General features: G+C 64.6%; 17 protein-coding genes. 11 read left to right on the top strand and 6 right to left on the bottom strand.

Annotation, left to right across the window (positions count from 1 at the left end; translation table 11 throughout):
* Position 1: 1 nt before the first annotated feature.
* Entirely contained in the window at positions 2 to 736 is a 735-nt protein-coding gene (locus ACVJGD_RS13295) for an SPW repeat domain-containing protein (protein WP_456634756.1), read from the top strand.
* A 79-nt stretch (positions 737 to 815) separates the two neighbouring features.
* Positions 816 to 1,991 carry an IS110 family RNA-guided transposase gene (locus ACVJGD_RS13290; protein WP_456633344.1) on the top strand — a complete coding sequence of 392 codons (1,176 nt, stop codon included), beginning with the start codon at positions 816 to 818 and terminating at the stop codon, positions 1,989 to 1,991.
* Positions 1,992 to 2,483: 492 nt separating this feature from the next.
* On the opposite strand, the gene ACVJGD_RS13285 is transcribed toward ACVJGD_RS13290, so the two are convergent.
* The 3 genes from ACVJGD_RS13285 to galE form a co-directional block, all read right to left on the bottom strand.
* Complete coding sequence (locus tag ACVJGD_RS13285; protein ID WP_456634755.1) at positions 2,484 to 3,185, bottom strand: fumarylacetoacetate hydrolase family protein; 702 nt, start codon at positions 3,183 to 3,185, stop codon at positions 2,484 to 2,486.
* 215 nt (positions 3,186 to 3,400) lie between these two features.
* Positions 3,401 to 5,206, bottom strand: a complete 1,806-nt coding sequence (locus tag ACVJGD_RS13280) for an ABC transporter ATP-binding protein (protein ID WP_456634754.1) — start codon at positions 5,204 to 5,206, stop codon at positions 3,401 to 3,403.
* Between the two features lie 120 nt (positions 5,207 to 5,326).
* Entirely contained in the window at positions 5,327 to 6,340 is a 1,014-nt protein-coding gene (gene galE, locus ACVJGD_RS13275; protein ID WP_456634753.1) for a UDP-glucose 4-epimerase GalE, read from the bottom strand.
* Between the two features lie 128 nt (positions 6,341 to 6,468).
* Between galE and ACVJGD_RS13270 the strand changes: the two genes are divergently transcribed.
* On the top strand, positions 6,469 to 7,515 hold the full coding sequence (locus tag ACVJGD_RS13270) for a glycosyltransferase family 4 protein (protein WP_456634752.1): 1,047 nt from the start codon (positions 6,469 to 6,471) through the stop codon (positions 7,513 to 7,515).
* Here ACVJGD_RS13270 and waaF read toward each other — a convergent pair.
* Positions 7,497 to 8,558, bottom strand: coding sequence for a lipopolysaccharide heptosyltransferase II (gene waaF, locus ACVJGD_RS13265; RefSeq protein WP_456634751.1), 1,062 nt, complete (start codon positions 8,556 to 8,558; stop codon positions 7,497 to 7,499). The genes ACVJGD_RS13270 and waaF overlap by 19 nt on opposite strands.
* Before the next feature lie 154 nt (positions 8,559 to 8,712).
* On the opposite strand from waaF, the gene rfaD reads away from it, so the two are divergent.
* The 6 genes from rfaD to ACVJGD_RS13235 all read left to right on the top strand — a co-directional run bounded on the left by rfaD (position 8,713) and on the right by ACVJGD_RS13235 (position 16,674).
* Complete coding sequence (gene rfaD, locus ACVJGD_RS13260; RefSeq protein ID WP_456634750.1) at positions 8,713 to 9,693, top strand: ADP-glyceromanno-heptose 6-epimerase; 981 nt, start codon at positions 8,713 to 8,715, stop codon at positions 9,691 to 9,693.
* Positions 9,694 to 9,709: 16 nt separating this feature from the next.
* On the top strand, positions 9,710 to 11,182 hold the full coding sequence (rfaE1, locus tag ACVJGD_RS13255) for a D-glycero-beta-D-manno-heptose-7-phosphate kinase (protein ID WP_456634749.1): 1,473 nt from the start codon (positions 9,710 to 9,712) through the stop codon (positions 11,180 to 11,182).
* On the top strand, positions 11,179 to 12,483 hold the full coding sequence (locus ACVJGD_RS13250; protein WP_456634748.1) for an O-antigen ligase family protein: 1,305 nt from the start codon (positions 11,179 to 11,181) through the stop codon (positions 12,481 to 12,483). The genes rfaE1 and ACVJGD_RS13250 overlap by 4 nt, the downstream gene beginning before the upstream one ends.
* A gap of 79 nt (positions 12,484 to 12,562) precedes the next feature.
* Positions 12,563 to 14,476, top strand: coding sequence for a polysaccharide biosynthesis protein (locus tag ACVJGD_RS13245; protein ID WP_456634747.1), 1,914 nt, complete (start codon positions 12,563 to 12,565; stop codon positions 14,474 to 14,476).
* 40 nt (positions 14,477 to 14,516) lie between these two features.
* Entirely contained in the window at positions 14,517 to 15,740 is a 1,224-nt protein-coding gene (locus ACVJGD_RS13240; RefSeq protein WP_456634746.1) for a glycosyltransferase family 4 protein, read from the top strand.
* Positions 15,733 to 16,674, top strand: a complete 942-nt coding sequence (locus ACVJGD_RS13235; RefSeq protein ID WP_456634745.1) for an NAD-dependent epimerase/dehydratase family protein — start codon at positions 15,733 to 15,735, stop codon at positions 16,672 to 16,674. Before ACVJGD_RS13240 ends, ACVJGD_RS13235 begins: the two co-directional genes overlap by 8 nt.
* A 5-nt stretch (positions 16,675 to 16,679) precedes the next feature.
* Here ACVJGD_RS13235 and ACVJGD_RS13230 read toward each other — a convergent pair whose 3' ends face one another.
* The gene (locus ACVJGD_RS13230) at positions 16,680 to 17,696 is read right to left on the bottom strand and encodes an MraY family glycosyltransferase (protein ID WP_456634744.1); all 1,017 of its coding nucleotides are present in this window, start codon (positions 17,694 to 17,696) and stop codon (positions 16,680 to 16,682) included.
* Positions 17,693 to 18,673 carry a lysylphosphatidylglycerol synthase transmembrane domain-containing protein gene (locus ACVJGD_RS13225; RefSeq protein ID WP_456634743.1) on the bottom strand — a complete coding sequence of 327 codons (981 nt, stop codon included), beginning with the start codon at positions 18,671 to 18,673 and terminating at the stop codon, positions 17,693 to 17,695. The genes ACVJGD_RS13230 and ACVJGD_RS13225 overlap by 4 nt, the downstream gene beginning before the upstream one ends.
* Before the next feature lie 458 nt (positions 18,674 to 19,131).
* On the opposite strand from ACVJGD_RS13225, the gene ACVJGD_RS13220 reads away from it, so the two are divergent.
* Positions 19,132 to 20,541, top strand: a complete 1,410-nt coding sequence (locus ACVJGD_RS13220) for a mannose-1-phosphate guanylyltransferase/mannose-6-phosphate isomerase (protein WP_456634742.1) — start codon at positions 19,132 to 19,134, stop codon at positions 20,539 to 20,541.
* 273 nt (positions 20,542 to 20,814) lie between these two features.
* Positions 20,815 to 21,828, top strand: a complete 1,014-nt coding sequence (locus ACVJGD_RS13215; protein ID WP_456634741.1) for a Gfo/Idh/MocA family oxidoreductase — start codon at positions 20,815 to 20,817, stop codon at positions 21,826 to 21,828.
* Positions 21,829 to 21,844 lie beyond the last annotated feature (16 nt).

Raw genomic sequence — 21,844 nt, 5'->3', positions numbered from 1 at the left:
AGTGGCAACACTCGACGTCACACCACTCTCCCCGTCCGAGCACCAGGTTCAGCTTCGTCGCGCCGTCGTCGCCTCCACGATTGGGACCGCGATCGAATGGTATGACTTCTTCCTCTACAGCACCGTCACCGGGCTCGTTTTCGCAAAGCTGTTCTTCCCGCATTCCGACCCTTGGGTCGGTACGCTCGAGGCATTTGCCATTTATGCGGTCGGCTTTGTCGCGCGGCCGATCGGTGCTGCGATCTTCGGGCACTATGGCGACCGCATCGGCCGCAAATCGACGCTGATCGCGACGCTGCTCCTGATGGGACTGGCGATCGCGGCGGCGGGCATAAGAAGGAGAAACGGCATGTTGAAATGGCGGAATGAATCGGCGCTCGATCTCTACAATCTGGCAGCAGCGATCTTCCTGATTGCCGCACCGTGGATGTTTGCCCATGCCAACCCGACGGCAGCGATCGATCTGCGCCTAAGCGGTGCGGCGATCGCGATCCTGTCGCTGGCGGCGATGATTGCATTTTCCGTTTGGGAAGAATGGATCAACCTCTTCGTCGGGGGCTGGCTGATCGTGTCACCATGGCTGCTCAGCTTCGCGCACACCCGCGCGATGCATTTCAGCATCGTCGCTGGCGCCGTGGTGATGTTCATGTCTCTGCTTGAGTTGTGGCTGGAGTACGAGAAGACGCATCTCGGCCCGGCCGCATCGCAGGCTTCGGAAAGGCACGTGAATTCGTAGAATTGTAGATTCCATGGGGCGGTGAGCGTGCCCTTTCCGGTAGGTTTGGGTTTCCACACTCGAACCATCGGAGAGTCTGATGCAAGCATTGACCAAGAACACGCCCACCGCCGGGCATTGTGGCACGATTTTCGTTGCGATCGAACTGAGTCAGAAGACGTGGCTGGTGACGCTGCACAGTCCGGATCGGGACCGGATATCGCGCCACAAGCTGGAAGGCGGCGATCACGCCGGGCTGCTGGCGCTGATCGAGCAGGTCAAGGCCCGGGCGACTGCGAAGCTTGGAGCGGCGCCGCGGGTGGTGAGCTGCTACGAGGCTGGCTATGACGGCTTCTGGCTGCACCGGCTGCTCGCGGCGGCTGGGATCACCAACTTCATCTTCGACCCGGCGAGCATCGCGGTGGAGCAACGGGCGCGGCGGGCGAAGACAGACCGGATCGATGGTGAGCTTCTGCTGCGCACCTTGATGGCCCATTTGCGAGGCGAGCCGCGGGTGGTGCGAATCGTCCGGGTGCCGAGCGTGGCCGAGGAGGACGCCCGGCGCGCCAGCCGCGAACGCGAACGACTGGTGAATGAGCAGACGGGGCACACCAACCGGATCAAGGCGCTGCTGCGCCTGTTGGGCATGGCGGCCGGCACCTTGCGACGACGGACCTGGCTCGCCTGGCTGGAGCAGCAGCGGGACTGGCAAGGGCAGCCGCTGCCGCCGCAGCTTCTGGCCGAAGTGAAGCGCGAGCATGCCCGGCTGATGCTGGTGCGCGACCAGCTCAAGGCGCTGGAGCAGGCCCAAGTCGCTACAGAAGTCGCGGCAGAAGTCGCGGCGGAAGCCGCCGCGGCGCCGGCGCCGATGGCGAAGCGACGGGATCAGTTGCAGCAGCTCAAGGCGCTCGGCCCGGCGTTTGCCACGACGCTGGTGAACGAGGTGTTCTACAAGGACTTCCGCAACCGGCGCGAGGTCGCCAGCTATTGCGGATTGGCGCCCAGTCCCTGGCAAAGCGGCAGCATCGATCGCGAGCAGGGGATCAGCAAGGCCGGCAACCGGCGCGCCCGCCACAAGACGATCGAACTGGCCTGGCTCTGGCTGCGCCATCAGCCGGACAGCGCGCTCAGCCGCTGGTTCCGCACCCGCACCGAAAACGCCGGCAAGCGCGCCAAGCGCATCGCCATCGTCGCGCTGGCGCGCAAGCTGATCGTGGCGCTGTGGCGCTATCTCACCACCGGCCTTGTTCCGGAGCAGGCCGTGATGAAGGCCTAGCACCGGACCACGCCACCAGGGCGAGGCGGCTCCGCGCCGCGCGCCCCGTACAGGATGGATGATGACCGTGCCACCCAGGGGCCCAACCAGGCCGCTTTGTAGATGGGTCTCATCCTCTTGGCTTCCTCGCCGCAAGCATGCGGAATGTGGGTACGGATCAGCCGATCCGACCGGATATGAGGTGATGCAGTGAGCTGCAGAAATCTTCGGAAGCCAATCCTCGCCCGGGGCCCGGTCGTCGCGCTACGCTACGCATGGCTCCGCGCGCCGCCCTCTCACTGCAAAAACCCAACCCGCACCGGTTCAAGAGCCTTGACTCACAAAGCCCCATATGAGGGTGGGCAAAGCGGAGCGTGCCCACCGTTCTTGCGCTGCCCCTGGATGGTGGGCACGCGGCGCTTTGCCCACCCTACCAATCTCAGCCGTCATTCCGGGACGATGCGCAGCGTGAGCCCGGAATGACAGCCGTGGGCGTGGTGACGCGCCGGAGTGTTACTCCGGTTCTCCGATCGACACCTTCAGCGTGCCGACGCCGTCGACGCCGCATTCGAGCTTGTCGCCGGGTTGGAGCTGGGAGACGCCGGCCGGCGTTCCCGTCATGATGAGATCGCCGGCGGCGAGCTTCACCTGCTGCGAGAGCTGCCAGATGATCTCGGGCACGTTCCAGATCAGCTCGGTGAGGTCGCCCTTCTGGGTTTCCTTGCCGTTGACCGTGAGCCAGATCCTGCCCTTCGACGGATGGCCGATCTTGGAGGCCGGCTGTAGCGCGGAGCAGGGTGCGGAATAGTCGAACGACTTTCCGATCTCCCACGGCCGCTCTTTCTTGCGTGAGGCAATCTGCAGGTCGCGGCGGGTGAGGTCGATGCCGACGGCATAGCCATAGACATGGTCGAGAGCCTTGTCGGCGGGAATGTTCAGGCCGCCGCTCTTCATCGCGACCACCAGCTCGACCTCGTGGTGGAGGTCCTTGGTCAGCGGCGGATAGGGGATCGTGGCGCCGTCAGGCACCAGCATGTCGGCGTGCTTGGCGAAGAAGAAGGGTGGCGCACGTTCGTCGTTGCCCATCTCGCGGATGTGCTCGAGGTAGTTGCGCCCGACGCACCAGATGCGGCGGACGGGATACAATTTCGTTTCGCCGACCACGGGGAGCGAAGCCTGCGGCGGGGCGGGGATGACGTAATCTGTGGCGGTCATGAAGCGCTCTCGTTGGTGAGTGGTCTATGATTTGGCTGAACACCTCTCCCGCTTGCGGGAGAGGCCGGATCGCATCGCCAGATGCGATCCGGGTGAGGGCTCTCTCCCCACAGGGACAGTCCCATCGTGGAGACACCCTCACCCCAACCCTCTGCCGCGAGCGGGAGAGGGGGCGCGGCGGCGTTCTGGTTCGCTATGCGATCCAATTTCATGTGCTAACCCGTGGCGCTGATGGGAGCCAGGGTCGGGCGGGTGTCGTGATGCTGCAGGCGGAAGAAAGAGGCGTAGCGGCCGCCGCGACGCAACAGCTCGTCATGGCGTCCGCGCTCGACGATCTGGCCGCCTTCGACCACCAAAATCGCATCCGCATGCATGATGGTGTGCAGACGATGCGCGATCACGATCGTGGTGCGGTTCTGGCAGAGATGCTCGATCGCCTCCTGCACCTGCTTCTCGGATTCGGAATCGAGCGCCGCTGTGGCCTCATCGAGCAGGATGATCGGCGCGTTCTTGATCAGCGCGCGTGCCACCGCGATGCGCTGGCGCTGTCCGCCGGAAAGCTGCGTGCCGAGTTCGCCGACCGGCGTGTCGTAGCCGAGCGGGAAGCCGGTGATGAAGTCATGCGCACAGGCCGCCTTGGCTGCCTCGACGATCTCATCTTCGGTCGCGCCGGGCTTGCCGAAGGCGATGTTGCTGCGGATGGTGTCGCGGAACAGATAGACGTCCTGGCCGACATAGGCGGTCTGCTGGCGCAGCGAGCGCCGCGATACCGAGGCGATCGATTGGCCGTCGATCAGGATGTCGCCCTCGCTCGCCTGATAGAAGCGAAGGAGCAGTGCCAGCACCGTCGATTTGCCGCCGCCGGAGGGGCCGACCAGCGCGGTAACCTTGCCGGGCTCGGCGACGAAGCTCATGTGGTCGAGCACGGGCTCGCCGGGGCGATAGGCAAAGCCGACATCGCGCAATTCGATCCGCGCTTCCGTCAATTTCAGCGGGGGCTTGTCGTCGTCGGAGCGTTCGCTTGCGGGACTATCGACGACTTCCAGCAGCATCCGCGCGCCGACCAACTGGCTGTTGAGGTCGATGTTGAGCCGCGACAGACGTTTTGCGGGCTCGGTCGCCATCAGGAAGGCCGTCATGAAGGAGAAGAATGCGCCGGGAGTCGCGTTGAGCGCGACCACGCTGTACCCGCCATACATCAGGCAGCCGGCCACCGCGAAGCCGCCGAGCATCTCCATCAGCGGGTTCGAGCGGTTGGCGACGCGCGCCATCTTGTTGGCGTTGTTTTCGACGGCCGTAATGTTCTCGTCGATGCGCCGCTTCATCGTCTCTTCCAGCGTGAACGCCTTCACGGTGCGGATGCCCTGCAGCGATTCCTGCATAGTCTCCATAATGTCGGCGGTGCCGGTGAACTGGTTGTAGGCGAGGCCCTTGATGCGCTTCACTAGCTTGCGCAGGATCAGCATCGCCGGCGGCACCACCACAAGCCCGATGAACGACAACACCGGATCCTGAAACACCATTACGCCGATCATGGCGATCAGCATCAACAGATCACGCCCGATGGCGTTGATCAGCATGTTGAGGACGTCGGTGATGGATTTGGCGCCGGCGGTCAGCCGCGCCAGGAATTCCGACGAATGCCGCTCGGAGAAGAAGCCGATGCTTTCGCTCATCAGCTTGGCGAATAGCTGCCGCTGGTTGTTGGCGAGAATGGCGTTGCTGATCTTCGACAGGATCACGGTGTGGCCGTAGGTCGCCACGCCCTTGACGAACAGCAGCAGGACGGTGACGCCGGAGAGAAGAGCGATGCCGGGAATGTTCTTGTCGATATAAGCCTGATTGATCACCTGACCCAGGATATAGGCGGCGCCGGCGGTGGCGCCGGCCGATATCGCCATCAGGACGAACGCCTGCAGATAGCGCCGCCAATAGGCGAATCCTTGCTCGGCGATCAGGCGGCGAATCAGGATCGCCGCCCCATAGGGATCGTCGGTTATCTTTCTTGGAGGCTCGGTCATCCGCGTTCCCTTGACGCCGCGTTCCCCGAAGCGGGCGCGCGCCAACGTCAGGCCGATGACTCCTTGCCTGCGAAAGCGTGTTTTTTCAAGCCAATTTCAAGTCAAATAACGGCTTGATTTTCAGGCCGATTCCGCCTGCTGGAGCGGGCCGCCGCGTTCCAGGAACAGCTTTTGCTCCCAGGCCAGCGCGTGTGCCGCAATGGTTTCGAGATCGTCATATTTCGGCGTCCAGTCCAGAAGCGCGCGGATGCGGCTGGTGTCGGCGACCATGGTCATGATGTCGCCGGGGCGGCGGGGCGCATAGGAAACAGCGAAATTGCGCATGGAGACGCGGCGTACCGCCTCGATCGTCTCCAGCACCGAATAGCCCCGGCCATAGCCGCAATTCAGCGTCACCGAACTGCCGCCGGCACGCAAATAAGACAGCGCGGCGCGATGCGCCTCGGCGAGATCGGTGACATGGATGAAATCGCGGATGCAGCTCCCGTCCGGTGTCGGATAGTCGCCGCCGAACACGTCGACCTTGGCGCGCTGGCCGGTGGCGGCTTCAACGGCGACCTTGAGCAGGTGCGTCGCGCCAATGGTGGAAAGCCCGATGCGGCCCAGCGGGTCGGCGCCGGCGACGTTGAAATAGCGCAGCACGGCATAGCTCATGCCATGGGCTGACGCCACGTCGTGCAGCATGATCTCCGTCATCAGCTTCGACATGCCGTAGGGCGACAGCGGGCGCGTCGGCGCGGTCTCCGGCACAGGGACCTCGTCGGGATTGCCGTACACGGCGGCGGTGGACGAGAAGACGAAGCGGCTGACGCCGGACTTGACCGCGGCGTTCAACAGGCTCTGCGTGGTCATCGTGTTGTTGCGGTAGTATCCGAGCGGATCGCGCATCGATTCCGGAACCACCACCGAGCCGGCGAAATGGATGATGCTCTCGACGCCATGCTGGGCGATCACGCCCTCGACGAGATTTTCGTCGCCGGCATCGCCGATGAACAGCGGCACGCCTTCGGGCAAGAGGGCGGAGAAGCCGGTGGAGAGGTTGTCGACCACCACGACGGTTTCGCCGGCATCGACCAGCGCGCGCACCATGTGACTTCCGATATAACCGGCGCCGCCGGTGACGAGCACGGTCATGACTTCACCTCTCCCCGTTATTTTCGCGGGATGTTAGCGGGGTCGCGATGAAGAGGGGGTTTCGCAGCTTCAGAACTGGCCCCTATGCTTAATGTTGCGTATACGAACTCCCGCAAAGGGGAGCTGACGTGCCGATCGAGAACAATCGGGCCGCTGATCTGCAGTTGATCGTGCCGAATCTGCACAGGCGCTATTCGGGCGTGACCGCGACCAACCGTATGGTCGCGCCGCGCCTTGCGGCGATGTTCCGTGCCGCCTGGCTCGGCTCGCATGCGCCGGACGGCATCGCGCGCATGGGCTTCGTCGACCTCTTGAAGCTTTGGCGCCGCCCTGCGCCGCTGATCTGGCACGCGCGGCGCAACGACGAGATGATCGCAGGCGTCCTGTTGCGCGCACTCGGCTGGCCCTTGAAGCTGGTGTTCACGTCCGCCGCGCAACGGCATCACACCTGGCTGACGCGCTGGCTGATTGGGCAGATGGATGCGGTGATCGCGACCAGCGCGTTGTCTGCGTCCTTCCTCAAGCGCGAAGCGACGGTGGTGATGCATGGCGTCGATACCGACCGCTACGCGCCGCCGGCTGACCGCGCGGCGGCGTTCGCCGAGAGCGGGCTGCCCGGCCGCTATGCGATCGGCTGCTTTGGCCGCGTGCGTGCGCAGAAGGGCAGCGACGTCTTTGTCGAGGCGATGTGCCGGCTGTTGCCGCGCTATCCGGATTTTTCCGCGGTGCTTGTCGGCGCCGTTGTGCCGGAGCAGCAGGGCTTTGCCAACGGGCTGAAGCAGACGATCGAGGCTGCTGGGCTGACGTCGCGCATCAGGATCACCGGTGAAGTCCCGATCGAGGAGGTCGAGCGCTGGTACCAGCGGCTGACCATCTACGCGTTCACCTCGCGTAACGAGGGCTTTGGACTGACGCTGATCGAGGCGATGTCATCAGGCGCGGCGCTCGTGGCGGCGCGCGCAGGCGCGGCCGAATTCGTGGTCGAGGATGGCGTCACCGGCGTGCTGGTGCCGCCGGGCGACGTCGATGCACTCTGTGCGGCGCTCGAGCCGCTGATGCGCGATCCCGCGGTGGCGGCTGCGATGGGGGAGCGGGCGCGGGCGCGCGTGGTGGAGAAATTCAGTCTCGACGCGGAGGCAAACGGGATCGCCGCGGTCTATCGCGCGCTCGCCTGAGCCAGCACGCGTTCGGCGATGTCGGCCACGTCGGCGGCCGGGATGTCGCGCATGCAGCGGTGGTCGTTCATAGTGCAGACCGGACGATGGCAGGGCTGGCATGGCACCTGCGTCTTGGTCACCACGGTGGCGGCCAGGCCGTTCAGCGGCGCCCAGTGGTAGGGGCTGGTGGGGCCGAAAATGCCCATGGTCGGAGTGCCGAGCGCTGCCGCCACATGCATCAGACCGGAATCGTTCGAGATCGCGACGCTCGCTGCAGCCATCGCCAGGATGCCGTTGCGCAAATCCGTGCCGGTCAGGTCGCGGACGCCAGCGCCGCCGGCGGCGACGATCTCCGCGGCCAGCGCCTTCTCGCCGGGCCCTCCGACCACCCAGACGTTAAAGCCGCGCGCGGCAAGCAGCCGTGCGGCCTCGCCGTAGTAGGTCCAGCGTTTGCCCGAACCGACCGAGCCCGGCGCCAGCGCGATCGCTGGGCCGCTGCCCAACCCGTTGGCCTCCCGCCAGCGCTCGGTTTCCTCAGCGGGAACCCGAAGCTGCGGCACCGGCCATTCCGCCGGGAATTGCGCACCCACGGGCAGGGCAAGTGCCGACATCTGGTCGACCATGCGGGCCAGCTTCTTTTCACCCCAGCGCATCCGGTTGATGAGGCCGAACCTCGCCTCGCCGAAGAAGCCCACCCGCTCCGGAATGCCGGCCAGCGTCGGCGCGATCGCCGATTTCCAGGTGCGGAGCATGATGAGGGCGGTTTGATAGCCGCGGGCGCGAATTTCCCGGGCCAGACCGAATTGTTTCGCCACCGCAAGCCGGCCGCGCGGCAGATCCCAAACCACCTTGCCGCGGACATCAGGCATGTAGTCGACCAGCGGCGCGCACAGCGAGGTCGTGAGCACGTCGATGGGGCGATTCGGCCAGCGCTGTTTCAGAACCCGCACGACGGTATGGCCGCGCACGAAATCGCCGATCCACATATAGGGGATGATCAGGATCGGGCGGGTATCGCCGGCATCCTCGACCTCAATGCCTTCTATTGAATCAATATTCATATCTTTTATGCAGGAACCCGCCGCCGTTACGGCCCCGTCGGTAGCCCGTCTCTATCCGGCGGTAAAGTGAGCCGCATTTCATCCACCGAGTAAGTTGCCTGCGCCGCCGGACTGGGGCAAAGCTGGCGCCGCACAAATCAGGGCAGGGATCGGCATGTTGCTGGTGACCGGCGGAGCCGGTTTTATCGGGTCGAATGTCGTGGCCGCGTTGAATGACGCCGGCCGCACGGACGTCGTCGTCTGCGACATGCTCGGCCATGACGGCAAATGGCGTAACCTCGCAAAGCGCCAGCTTGCCGATTTCGTGCCGCCCGCGGAGCTTCCGGCCTGGCTGTCGGGCCGCCGGCTCGACGCGGTCATCCATCTCGGCGCGATCTCCGAGACCACGGCGATCGACGGCGATCTCGTGATCGAGACCAATTTCCGCCTGTCGCTGCGGCTGCTCGATTGGTGCACGGCGAATGAGACGCCTTTGATCTATGCGTCCTCGGCCGCGACCTATGGCGATGGCGAAGCCGGATTTCGCGACGAGCAGACCGTCGAGGCGCTGAAGAAGCTGCGGCCGATGAATCTCTACGGCTGGAGCAAGCATCTGTTCGATCTCACTGTGGCCGAGCGCGCCGCGCGCGGCGAGAAATTGCCGCCGCAATGGGCGGGACTGAAATTCTTCAACGTGTTTGGCCCGAACGAATATCACAAGGGCACGATGATGAGCGTGCTGGCGCGGCGCTTCGACGACGTCAAGGCCGGCCGCGCGGTGCAATTGTTCAAGTCGCATCGCGATGGCATTGCGGACGGCGACCAGCGGCGTGATTTCATCTACGTCGACGATACCGTGCGGGTGATGATGTGGCTGCTCGCGACGCCATCGGTCAGCGGGCTGTTCAATGTCGGAACCGGCACCGCGCGCAGTTTCCGCGATCTGATGCTGTCGGCCTATGCCGCGCTTGGGCGGCCGCCGAACATCGAATATGTCGACATGCCCGAACATATCAGGGGCAGCTATCAATATTTCACGCAGGCCGATGTCGATCGCCTGCAGCGCGCAGGCTATAACGGCGGTTTCACGCGGCTCGAGGACGCCGTCGATGCTTACGTGAACGGCTTCCTCGATCGTCCCGACCGCTATCGCTGACGGGCCAAGGTAACAGATGCTCGATTTCGAAACCCTGTCGCAGGCGCTTTCCCGGCAGACCGTGCTCTGCATCGGCGACCTCATGCTGGACGAATTCGTCTATGGCGAGGTGTCGCGGATCTCGCCGGAGGCGCCGGCGCCTGTCATCGCGGTCCAGCGCAGCGAGACCAATGTCGGCGGCGCCGGCAATGTCGCACGCAACATCGCTTCGCTCGGCGGCCGTTGCATTTTTGTCGGCCTGATCGGCGAGGACGAAACGGGCGCGAAGCTGAAAGCGGCGCTGGCGGAAGAGAGCGGCATCGAAAGCCGGCTGGTGTGCGACAGCGCGCGCCCGACCACGCGGAAGGTGCGTTTCGTCTCCGAGCATTTTTCCACCCATATGCTGCGCGCGGACTGGGAGCAGCCGCAGCCAGCGACAGGCGAAATCGAGCAGCAACTGATCGACACGATCCTCCCCGAGCTCGCCCGCGCCGACATCGTGCTGCTGTCCGATTATGCCAAGGGCGTGCTGACGGCGCGCGTGATCCGCAACACCATCGATGCCGCGCGCAAGCTTGGCAAGCGCGTGATCGTCGATCCCAAGAGCCTCAATCTGGCGATCTATCGCGGCGCGACGATGCTCACCCCCAACCGCAAGGAATTCGCCGAGGCGACGCGGAGCCGAGCCGATTCGCCCGATGCGATCGCGGAAGCCGCTGAGGATGCGATGCGGCTCGCCGATTGCGAGGCGATGCTGGTGACGCAGGGCGAGCACGGCATGACGCTGGTGGTGCGTGAGGGCGAAGCCGTTCACGTGCCGGCGTTGCCGGTGAAGGTCCGCGACGTCTCCGGCGCCGGCGACACCGTTGCCGCGGCACTCGCGCTGTCGCTCGCGGCCAAGGCCGATTGGGAGACCGCGCTGCGGGTGGCGAGCGCGGCGGCGGCGGTCGCCGTCGGCAAGACCGGCACCGCGACGGTGAGCCCGGCCGAGCTCAGGCGCAAGATCCTGCCGCATGCCTCGCTTGCGGCGGAGGAGAAGATCGTCGCGGCCGGCGGCGATCTCGGCGCCCAGCTCAGCGAGTGGCGCCGGCAGGGCCTCCGCGTCGGCTTCACCAATGGTTGTTTCGACATCCTGCATCCCGGCCACGTCAAGGTATTGACGGCGGCGCGCGGCGCCTGCGATCGGCTCATCGTCGGGCTCAACAGCGACGCTTCCGTCAGGCGGCTGAAAGGGCAGGGACGCCCGGTGCAGGACGAGCGCGCGCGCGCTGAAGTGCTGGCGGCGCTGGAGGCGGTCGATCTCGTCGCCATTTTCGAGGAGGACACGCCGATCAACCTGATCACGGCGATCAAGCCGAGCGTGCTGGTCAAGGGCGGCGACTATACCCGCGAGCAGGTGGTCGGCCATGAAATCGTCGAAGCCCATGGCGGCGAGGTGCTGCTGGTCGACATCCTGCCCGGCTTCAGCACGACCTCCTTGGTCGCCCGCGCCCGCGGAGGCAAGGCGTGAGCACGACGGCGGGCTTTTCTCCCGCAAGCGCGGCGCTGCCGGCCTGGCGCAACCCGGCCGCCTGGGCCAAAGCGGCCGACATCGTCGCCGTGCTGATCGCACTGTCGCTGCCATGGTCGACCTCGCTGGTCGGCATCTTCGGCGCGGTGTTCGTGGTCGTGGTCGCGCCGACGCTCGATCTGAAGTCTTTCCTGCAATCGCTGAAGCGGCCGATCGCGGCGCTGCCGATCGCGCTGTTCCTGCTCGCGGTCGTCGGCATGCTGTGGTCGGACGCGGCCTGGGGCGCGCGCACCTATGCCGTGAGCCCGACGGCCAAGCTCCTGGTGCTGCCGTTCCTGCTCTATCACTTCGAGCGCTCGACCCGCGGCATGTGGGTGTTCACTGCCTTCCTGATCTCCTGCACACTCCTGGTGGTGATGTCCTGGCTGGTGCTCCTGCAGCCCGGCCTGTCGCTGAAACCGCCTGTCGACGCCGAGCGCGGCATCTTCGTGAAGAACTACATCGACCAGAGCCAGGAGTTCACGCTCTGTGCGGTGGCGCTCGCCTATCCGATCATCACGCTCCTGCGAGCGAAAAGATTCGCGCTGGCCGGCCTGCTGGCCGTGATCGCCTTGAGCTTTTTCGTCAACATGGCCTTTGTGATCGTTTCGCGGACGGCGCTGGTCACCGTGCCCGTGATGTTTGCGGTGTTCGCGTTCCTGCATCTGAGATGGCGCAACATCCTGATAATAGTTGGAGCGGTGGCGGTGTTGGCGACGGTCGCCTGGCAGACCTCGCCGCAACTGCGCTCAACGGCGGAGAGTTTCAGCAAGGACTATCGGGAATACAAGGAGCAGAACCGGGCGACCTCGATCGGGCTTCGGCTCGAATATTGGCGCAAATCGCTGGGCTTCATCGCCGATGCACCCTTGATCGGCCACGGCACCGGCTCCACCCGCGGGCTGTTCGCGCAGGTCGCGACCGGGGGGACCGCCGAGGAGCTCAAGGCGACCAGCGACGTGGTCGGTAATCCGCACAACCAGACATTGAATGTCGCCGTGCAGTGGGGCATTGTCGGCGTCGTCATCCTCTATGCCATCTGGTTCTGGCATCTGAGACTGTTTCGGGGGGAGGGGCTCGTCAACTGGATCGGGCTCCTGGTGGTGGTGCAGAATATCTTTACGTCGTTGTTCAACTCGCACATCTTCGATTTTCACGAGGGCTGGATGTATGTGCTCGGCGTCGGCGTCGCCGGCGGCATGGTGCTGAAGGCGAAATCGGACGGCGCGGCCGCAAAACCGGCGAGCTCGGTCTCGCCATGATCTCTGGCATGCGCGCTGTATATGGGCTATCAGCAGCCCCGAACGCTGCAAACTTGTTGGTCCCTGGCCCATCCGTCACATGACGCGCTTCTCCCAATTCACGGCACGCAACTTCCTGATCGTGATGCACGACGCGGTCGCGACCGCGTTCGCACTGCTGGCGGCATTCTATCTGCGTTTTGAGGGCGATCTGCTCACCGATCGCCTGCCGCTGCTGCTGCGCATCCTGCCGTGGTTCGTCGCCTTCAGCGTGATCGTCTGTTACGTCTTCAATCTCACCACCTCGAAATGGCGTTTCATCTCGCTGCCGGACGCCCTCAACATCCTGCGTGCCTCGGCGGTCCTGACGCTGGCGCTGGTCGTCCTCGACTACGTCTTCATCTTCATCGCGCCGAGCTTCCACGGAACCGTGTTTTTCGGCCGCATCACCATCATCCTCTATTTCTTCCTCCAGGTGTTCTCGCTGGGCGCGCTCCGCTTCGGTTACCGCTATTTCCGCTACTCGCGCACGCGCCACCATGCCCGCATCGAGGACGCCGCGCCGACGCTCCTGGTCGGGCGTGCGGCAGATGCCGAGATCGTGCTGCGCGGGATCGAGAACGGCGCGATCAAGCGGATCTGGCCGATCGGTGTGCTGTCGCCGTCGAATTCCGACCTCGGCCAGCAGATCCGCAACATCCCGGTGCTCGGCGGCGTCGACGACGTCGAAACCGTGATCCGCGAGTTCCAGAGCCGCGAGAAGCCGATCAAGCGCGTGGTGATGACGCCGTCGGCGTTCGAGCCCGACGCGCATCCGGAGTCGGTGCTGATGCGGGCAAAGCGGCTGGGCCTGATGGTCAGCCGTCTGCCATCGCTCGAGGGGGGCGACACGCCGCGGCTGACCAATGTCGCGGTCGAGGACCTCCTGCTGCGCCCGAGCGCGACCATCGACTATGCGCGACTGGAAGGGTTGGTGAAGGGCAAGAGCGTCATCGTCACCGGCGGCGGCGGCTCGATCGGTGCCGAAATCTGCGACCGCGTGGTGACGTTCGGCGCCGCCCGCCTGCTGGTGATCGAGCATTCGGAGCCGGCGCTTTATGCAGTCACCGAGTCGCTCGCCGCGCGCGGCACCCAGGCAACGGTGGAGGGCCGCATCGCCGACATCCGCGATCGCGAACGCATCGTGCGGCTGATGTGCGAATTCAAGCCTGACATCGTGTTCCACGCCGCGGCGCTGAAACACGTGCCGATCCTCGAGCGCGACTGGAGCGAGGGCGTCAAGACCAACATCTTCGGATCGGTGAACGTCGCCGACGCCGCACGCGAAGCCGGCGCCAAGGCGATGGTGATGATCTCCACCGACAAGGCAATCGAGCCGGTCTCGATGTTGGGCCTGACCAAACGCTTTGCCGAGATGTATTGCCAGGCGCTCGATCACGATCTCGCGGTGCAGTTCGGCGACAAGCCGCATATGCGTCTGATCTCGGTCCGGTTCGGCAATGTGCTGGCGTCGAACGGGTCGGTGGTGCCGAAATTCAAGGCGCAGATCGAGGCGGGCGGTCCGGTCACCGTCACCCACCCTGACATGGTGCGCTATTTCATGACCATCCGCGAAGCCTGCGATCTCGTGCTGACGGCGGCCACGCATGCGCTGACGCCGGCGCGGCCCGACGTCTCCGTCTACGTTCTCGAAATGGGCCAGCCGGTCAAGATCGTCGAGCTTGCCGAACGGATGATACGCCTGTCCGGCCTGCAGCCCGGTATCGACGTCGATATTGTCTTCAGCGGGATGCGGCCGGGCGAGCGGCTGAACGAGATCCTGTTCGCGAGTGAGGAGCCGACGGTCGAGATCGGGATTGCCGGCATCATGGCGGCCAAGCCGAACGAGCCGCCGATGGCGACCTTGCGCAAATGGCTCGCCGCGCTGGAAGAGGCGATCGCCAAGGACGATCGCACCACCATCCGCGCCGTGCTGAAGGATGCCGTGCCTGAATTCGGATCGAACGCCGCGTGATCCGGTTCTGATCCGCCAGGCCATTTGTCAGAAACCATCGATGCAGAAGCCCGGAAAACTCGTCGTCGTCAGTCAGCACTATCCGCCGGACCAGAGCACGACTGCTGCGATCATGGCCGCGATAGCGAACCACCTTGCGAAGGAGGTGGACGTGCTGGTGCTGACGGGATGGCCGGGCTCCGCATCAAAACCGGCCGCCGATCGGCCGGCGGTCGAGGAGATCAAGAACTGGATGCCGGGCAAGGCCGCACTCCTCAAGCGAGCCACCGCCGAACTGCTGTTCACCGTGCGCACCTTCTTCGCCGTTCTCAGGCGGCTCGAGCCCGGCGATGTCGCGCTGACGGTGACGGCCCCCTTCGTGCTGCCTTACGGCGTCGCCGCCGCGGCCAGATTGAAGCGCGCCCGGTCGATCCTGATCATGCACGATCTGTTTCCGGAGGTGCTCGTCCTCAGCGGCCTGTTGAAGCCGGGCTCGATCGTCACCAAAGCGATGCGCGCCATGAACGCGCTGATGTTCCGCGCCTTGACCACCGTCGTCATTATCGGCCGCGACAGCGAGAAGTTGCTGCTGAACTATCGCGGCATGACGCGGGACAAGATCGAATTCATTCCGAATTGGACCACCATCAACCCCGCGGTTCGCCCGGTTGCGGCCGACAATCCCTTCCGTCGCGGGCTTGGCGGCCGTTTCATCGTCGGCCTTTCCGGCAATCTCGGCTTCACCCACGATCCCGTGATCGTGTTCGAAGCGGCGCGCCGGCTGAAGGATGATCCCGGCATTCATTTCCTGCTCTCGGGCTGGGGGATAGGCTTCGACGAGCTGAGATCGATGCAGTCGGAAGCGAAGCTCGCCAATATCACGCTCGTGGACCGCGTTGCGGACGGAGAGCTGCAGGATTTCCTGTCGGCCGCGGACATCTGGCTCATTCCCTATCGCAAGGACGTCGCCGGCGTCTCGGTGCCGAGCCGGTTCTACAATCTGCTTGCGGTGGGCCGGCCGGTCATCCTCGTGTCCGAGCCGGATGCCGAAGCCGCGCTGACGGTAGCCGAGCACGATCTTGGGCGGGTTGTGACGCCGGGCATGCCGGAGCAACTGGCCGAGGCGATCCGCGCGGCATCGCGGGCTCCAGATCCGACGCTGTCGGAGCGCGCCGTTGCGGTGGCGGGGAGCTATAGTCCCGAGCGTGCCTTGACAGGATATGCAGCCCTCATTCAGAGACTGATCGGATCGGAAGAGCGGTGTCGGAGTTGCGGTCGTGAGTAATAACCAGCCGGTGGTGCTGGTGACGGGGGCGAGCGGGTTCGTCGGCCGACATATGTCGCCGGTGCTGGCGCGCAGCGGCTGGGTCGTGCGACGCGCCGTCCGTCAGCCGACAGGCAGCGCCGACGAGGTGACGATCGATTCGATCGGTCCCGTCACCGACTGGCGGGCCGCACTCGCAGGCGTCGACGCGGTCGTACATCTGGCGGCGCGCGTGCATCACAGGCACGAGGAACACGCCGTCGAGCTTTATCGCAAGGTCAATCACGAAGGCGCGTTGCATCTGGCCCGTTGCGCGGCCGATGCCGGTGTCCGCCACTTCATCTTCGTCAGCACCGTGCTGGTGCATGGCCGAAGCACCGACGGCCGCAAGCCGTTCAACGAAAACGATGTCCTGACCCCGCGCGGCCTCTATGGAATGTCGAAAGCGGCGGCGGAGGCAGGATTGAGGCAGTTGTCGCAAGGTTGCGACATGAAGGTCACCATCATTCGGCCGCCATTGATCTACGGCTCCGGCGCCAAGGGCAACATGGCGTTGCTTGAAAAGGCGATCGCTCGCGGCATTCCGCTACCGTTCGCCAACGTGCGCAACCGTCGTGCGTTCGTCTCGGTAGAGAATCTGACGTCGTTTGTTCTGCATCGACTTTCGCATCCGGAGGGCCAGTTCAACATCTTTCTTGTCGCGGATGACGAGCAGGTGTCGACGCCCGAATTCATCGAGCGGCTCGCCGCCGCAGCAGGGAAGCCGGCGCGCCTGTTTTCCATGCCGCGGCTGGTGTTGACTTCGTTGTTCAGCATTACCGGCCGCAACGAGGCCAATGAGAGCCTGTTCGGCTCGCTCGAACTCGACCTGTCCAAGGTCGCGTCCACCGGCTGGCGGCCCGTCATCGGCCTCAACGAGGGCTTGAAGCGCGCCTTGCGCGGTTTCGACCGCTGATCGGCCTATCGTCCCCGCCTGCGTGAAAACCTGTAGAGCACCCACGCCACTGCGCTCGCGCCCACGAGCAGCGAGACGAGGCTCGCCGCCGTCGAATCCAGGCGGATCGACAACATCGCGAGCAGCACGAGCGCGACATTGAGCGCAAAGACCTCGCTGACGACGCGCCCTACCGCAAATCCGTTGTCGGTTGCGCGCTGGTAGAAGTGCGAGCGGTGCGCCGCCCAGAATGGTTCGCGCTTGATCAACCGGCGCAGCAGCGTGATCGTGGCATCGGCGAGGTAATAGAGCGGCAGCAGCAACGCCGCCGCGACATGCTGGTGATAGGCAAGCTGCAGCAGGCACCAGCCGAGCAGGAGCCCGATCGGCAGGCTGCCGACGTCGCCGAGGAAGATCTTTGCCACGGGACGATTGAAGGGCGAGAAGCCGAGCAGCGCGCCGCACAGCGCCGCTGCCACCAGCGCGGTCGACGGCGGGACCTGTGCCCAAAGGCCGAGCAGTGCGACTGCGGCCGTGATCGGCACGGCTTCGGCTGCCGTCATCAGGTCGAGCCCGTCCATGAAGTTGACGAGGTTCACAAACCAGAGGCCCGCGATCAGCAGCAGGCCGCGCTCGATCCAGAGCGGGACCACCGGCACGATCCTGAGATCGCCGGACGCCACAAACACGACCACGGCCACCGCCAATCCCTGCAGCAACAGGCGCGGCAGCACCGGCACCGGCTTGACGTCATCGGCAAAGCCGACGACGGCGATGAACAAGGTCGCACCGAAGACCGCGAAGGGCACTTGGAGAGTGTCGTTGCCGCTCAATGCGACGAGCGTGCCTGCTGCGACCAGCGTCGCCACGATCACGGCGATGCCCGCGCCCTGCGGCGTCGGGATCCGATGGGATGAGCGCGCGTTCGGCTTGGCGAGCGCCACGCGCAACAGCATTGGCCGCAGCAGCCAAGTGAGGAACCCCGACAATAACGCAGCAAGCGCTGCGGCGACGAGCGAAAGCGCAATATCAGTGCTGGTCATTCGATTGGCGACAACGATTGTTCGGGGACCTCGATCGGCTTGTCCCCTTGCGCTTTCTTTTCGGCGCTGAGAATCCACACCAAGCCGCCAAACGCGCCGACGATGAACGACACGGCGCCGAACAGCAGCGAAACATTGACGCCCTCGTTGGCCGCGAGCCCGGCATAGCCAAAGGCAAGACCCATGCTCGCCTCGCGTACGCCCCAGCCGGCAATCGAAATCGGCAGCATGGTGATCAACATCACCGGCGGCACCAGTTGGAAGATCTGGCCGAACAGCAGCGGCGCGGAAATGGATTGCACCACGCACCAGGCGATGACGACGGTCAGGACGTGAACGAGCAGGGAGAGCACCGCGATCTTCGGTCCGCGATCCCGGCTGAACAACACCTTGTTTGCGATAACGGCGCAGGCGTGGATGTGGTGCGTCCCCCACCAGCGCTTCAGCCACGGCCACTTCAATGCGCCGAGCAGGAGAAAGCCGCCGCCGGCCGCAAGCGCCGCGAAGTCGACCAGCAGCAGCGCCGATCGTCCGTGCGGATCGCTGATCAACCGATAGCTCCACGGCAGGCTTCCAACGATGAGCACGGCGAGCGCGATCAGGCCGATGGCGCGGTCGACGAAGATCGAATAGGTCGCCGCGCGCCAGCCCGCGCCGGCGCGCGCGACCAGCCACAGCCGCACGGCATCGCCGCCGATCGACGACGGCAGCGTCTGGTTGAAAAAGGTTCCGATCACGTTGAAGCGCATCGCCTGCCGGGTTTCGAGCGGCGCGCCGCATTCGGCGCTGATCTCGCGCCATCGCAGCACGCCCAGGAAGATCTGCAGGAACGTCACCGCGATCGCGAGACCGATCCAGCCGAGGCTCTCGACGCGGATGCGCGCGGCGAGGTCATACAGGTTGACCTTGCGGAGCGAGAGGTAAAGCAGCGCAGCCGAGATCAATATCTTGATGGTCGAAAGCAGTATCCGGCGCATCTCGTCCGCGCTTGCCAGGTTCGAGAAAGACGTCAAAAACGGCGCAAATCGGCGCCGCGCGCCGAATTTCGTCGCCTTGGTATGGGTTTAGGACCGATCTTGCAATAGCCGTTCGATCGCTCTTGCGGCATCCTCGAACCGGTGGCTAAAGAGAGCCGGAACGGGGACTGCCGGGTTGCCCGGGCGTTTGGCTTGCATACTCATAAAGGTTTACGCTGCCCACAAAAATTCATCTGAAGGGGCTAGCCGGTGTGGTAGCGCTTATCGGGCGGAAAATCCGTCCGGCAAGGGCTGTCATGTGCTGTTGGTCACGTCCGTGGCCCACACATTTCGCCGATGTCGACAATGTGAAGGGACATCGTGCAGGGACAGGGACATCGGTTCCTGGCTTCGGCTGGGGACGATGAGGCCGTTAACGATCGTCGGGCAGCGAGATCACTACAGAATTCGAGGTTAGGATGGACCGAATTATTCCACTGATCATGTGCGGCGGGGCGGGCACGAGGCTGTGGCCGGCGTCGCGCGAGGTCCATCCGAAGCAGTTCCTGCCGTTGTTCGGGACGCGCTCGACCTTCCAGGAGACGCTGCTCAGGGTGTCGGATCCGGCGCTGTTCGAGCGGCCGATCGTGATCACCAACACCGCTTATCGCTTCATGGTGCTGGAGCAACTGGCCGGCATCGGGGGCGAGGCGGACGTGCTGCTCGAGCCGGCGCGGCGCGACTCCGGGCCTGCGATCGCAGCCGGCGCCGCCTTTGCGCAAGCGCGCGACCGGGACGCGATCGTGCTGGCGCTCGCCGCCGATCATGTGGTGGGCGACACCGAAGCCTTCGTCGCTGCCTGCCGCGAAGGGCTGGCTGCGGCGAAAGCAGGCCGCATCGTCACCTTTGGCGTCAATCCCGAACGCCCGGCGACCGAATACGGCTATATCAGCCCCGGCGATACGATTTCGGGGCAGGTACGCGCAGTCGCAAAATTCGTCGAGAAGCCGGACGCCGCAACCGCGGCCGATTACATCAAGTCGGGCTATCTCTGGAACAGCGGCAACTTCATGTTCCGTGCTGCCGTGCTGCTTGACGAGTACCGCAATTTCGATACCGCGAGCGTGCAGGCGGTGACCGAGGCGGTGACGAAGGCCGAGCGCGATCTCGGCTTCGTCAAGCTCGATGTGGATGCGTTCGGATCGGCGAAAGCGATCTCGATCGATTACGCGGTGATGGAAAAGACCGCGCGCGCAGCCGTGGTGCCGGTGTCCTGCGGCTGGTCCGATGTCGGCTCCTGGCATGCGGTGTGGGAGTTGTCTGAAAAGGACGGGCAGGGCAATGCCGCGCGCGGCGCTGCGGTGTTCGAGGACTCCCGCAACTGCAACGTCTCGACCGACCGCGCGCTGGTCGCGCTCGAGGGTGTCGACGATCTCGTGGTGGTCGCGACGCAGGATGCCATCCTGGTCTCGCGGCAGAAGGATGCCAACGGCCTGAAGCGGCTGGTGGCGAAACTGAAGACGGTGGCGCCTGAGGTCACCGAGAACCACATCAAGGTGCATCGGCCCTGGGGTTCGTACCAGTCGGTCGACAATGGCGAACGCCATCAGGTCAAGCGCATCATCGTCAAGCCGGGCGAGCGGCTGTCGCTGCAGAAGCATCACCATCGTTCCGAGCACTGGATCGTGGTGCGTGGCGCCGCGCGCGTGACCGTCAACGAGACGGTGAAGACCGTGCACGAGAACGAATCGATCTACATCCCGATCGGCGCGGTGCACCGGCTCGAGAACCCGGGCAAGATCCTCCTGGAATTGATCGAGGTGCAGACCGGCAGCTATCTCGGCGAGGACGATATCATCCGCATCGAGGACGATTATCAGCGCACCTGATGGTTGCGCCGTGCATCGATTTCGTGCCCGCTGGCCGGCCAAGACCCTGTCATCTACCGTGTAATCTTTTGAATCAAAACGTGTCCGGATTTGCGTGTTGGCATTCGCCACATTTGTGACGGCATGCTATAGCGTTTGCGTGACGATGCTTCGGGGAAAGAAAGCACGTCACAACAAGGGGATAGGGCTGCGGCCTGATTCGGTGGGATCGGACTGGTCCGGGGAAGAACGCACAACCGATGGGCGCCACCAGAAGTCTGTTGGGGTAATCACATGAGTTCCAAAGGGTCAGGGTTGGCAAAAGCCGGGATCAGGCGTGCCTTGCGCGTCGGGGTGATCGGCGCGGGGGTCATGGGCAGCAACCATGCCCGCGTGCTGGCGGGATTGCCGGAGGTCACGCTGGTCGGGATCGTCGATCCCCTAGCCGAGCACCGCGCGCGCGCCATTGCGTTGGTCGGCTGCCGGGCCTTTGCGACGCTCGATGAACTGCTCTCCGAGGGCGTCGATGCCGTGACGATCGCGGCGCCGACCCATCTGCATCACGAGATCGCGCTCGCCTGCATCGCGCGCAACGTTCATATCCTGGTCGAGAAGCCCGTCGCCTCCACGGTCGAGGAGGGCAACGACATCGTCGCCGCCGCGCGGCAGGCTGGTGTCACGCTGATGGTCGGCCATGTCGAACGCTTCAATCCGGCGGTGGCTGCGATCAAGCAGGCGATATCGGGCGAAGACATCCTTTCGATCGGCATCACCCGCGTCGGTCCGTTTCCGCCGCGGATGTCCAATGTCGGTGTCGTTATCGATCTCGCCGTGCACGACATCGATCTGATCCGCTGGTTCACCGAGTCTGAAATCGTCGACGTGCAGCCGCAGCTTTCCAGTGCCGTGGCCGAGCGCGAGGATATCGCGCTGTTGCAATTCCGTACCGCCTCCGGCGTGCTGGCGCATATCAACACCAACTGGCTGACGCCGTTCAAGGCGCGCAGCGTCACAGTCGCGACGCGCGGCAAATATGTGATGGGCGATCTGCTGACCCGGCAGGTCACCGAGTGCTTCGGCTTCAAGCCCGACGGCAGCTATTCGATGCGGCATCTGCCTGTTGGACACGACGAACCGTTGCGCGCTGAACTGATTGCGTTCCTCGATGCAGTGAGGAGCGGCAAGGAGCCGGCGGTGTCCGGCAACGAGGGCGTCGCGAGCCTGGAGATCGCGATCAAGTGTCTGGAAGCGCCGGCCACGCCCGCGGCGACCACCGCTCGCAAGGCCCCGCGCCGCGTCGCCGGCTGACAGTCATTCAAGCATC

Source organism: Bradyrhizobium sp. USDA 10063 (assembly GCF_054063735.1).
Note: the sequence above shows the minus strand (reverse complement) of the source record. Positions and strands in the feature narration are given on the sequence as shown.

Coding starts and splice junctions, on each gene's coding strand:
- ACVJGD_RS13285 (WP_456634755.1), bottom strand. CDS start 3,185: ATGACCGCCACAGATTACGTCATCCCCGCCCCGCCGCAGGCTTCGCTC.
- rfaD (WP_456634750.1), top strand. CDS start 8,713: ATGTTGCTGGTGACCGGCGGAGCCGGTTTTATCGGGTCGAATGTCGTG.
- ACVJGD_RS13225 (WP_456634743.1), bottom strand. CDS start 18,673: ATGCGCCGGATACTGCTTTCGACCATCAAGATATTGATCTCGGCTGCG.
- ACVJGD_RS13240 (WP_456634746.1), top strand. CDS start 14,517: ATGCAGAAGCCCGGAAAACTCGTCGTCGTCAGTCAGCACTATCCGCCG.
- ACVJGD_RS13245 (WP_456634747.1), top strand. CDS start 12,563: ATGACGCGCTTCTCCCAATTCACGGCACGCAACTTCCTGATCGTGATG.
- ACVJGD_RS13220 (WP_456634742.1), top strand. CDS start 19,132: ATGGACCGAATTATTCCACTGATCATGTGCGGCGGGGCGGGCACGAGG.
- waaF (WP_456634751.1), bottom strand. CDS start 8,558: ATGAATATTGATTCAATAGAAGGCATTGAGGTCGAGGATGCCGGCGAT.
- galE (WP_456634753.1), bottom strand. CDS start 6,340: ATGACCGTGCTCGTCACCGGCGGCGCCGGTTATATCGGAAGTCACATG.
- ACVJGD_RS13290 (WP_456633344.1), top strand. CDS start 816: ATGCAAGCATTGACCAAGAACACGCCCACCGCCGGGCATTGTGGCACG.
- ACVJGD_RS13215 (WP_456634741.1), top strand. CDS start 20,815: ATGAGTTCCAAAGGGTCAGGGTTGGCAAAAGCCGGGATCAGGCGTGCC.
- ACVJGD_RS13230 (WP_456634744.1), bottom strand. CDS start 17,696: ATGACCAGCACTGATATTGCGCTTTCGCTCGTCGCCGCAGCGCTTGCT.
- rfaE1 (WP_456634749.1), top strand. CDS start 9,710: ATGCTCGATTTCGAAACCCTGTCGCAGGCGCTTTCCCGGCAGACCGTG.
- ACVJGD_RS13280 (WP_456634754.1), bottom strand. CDS start 5,206: ATGACCGAGCCTCCAAGAAAGATAACCGACGATCCCTATGGGGCGGCG.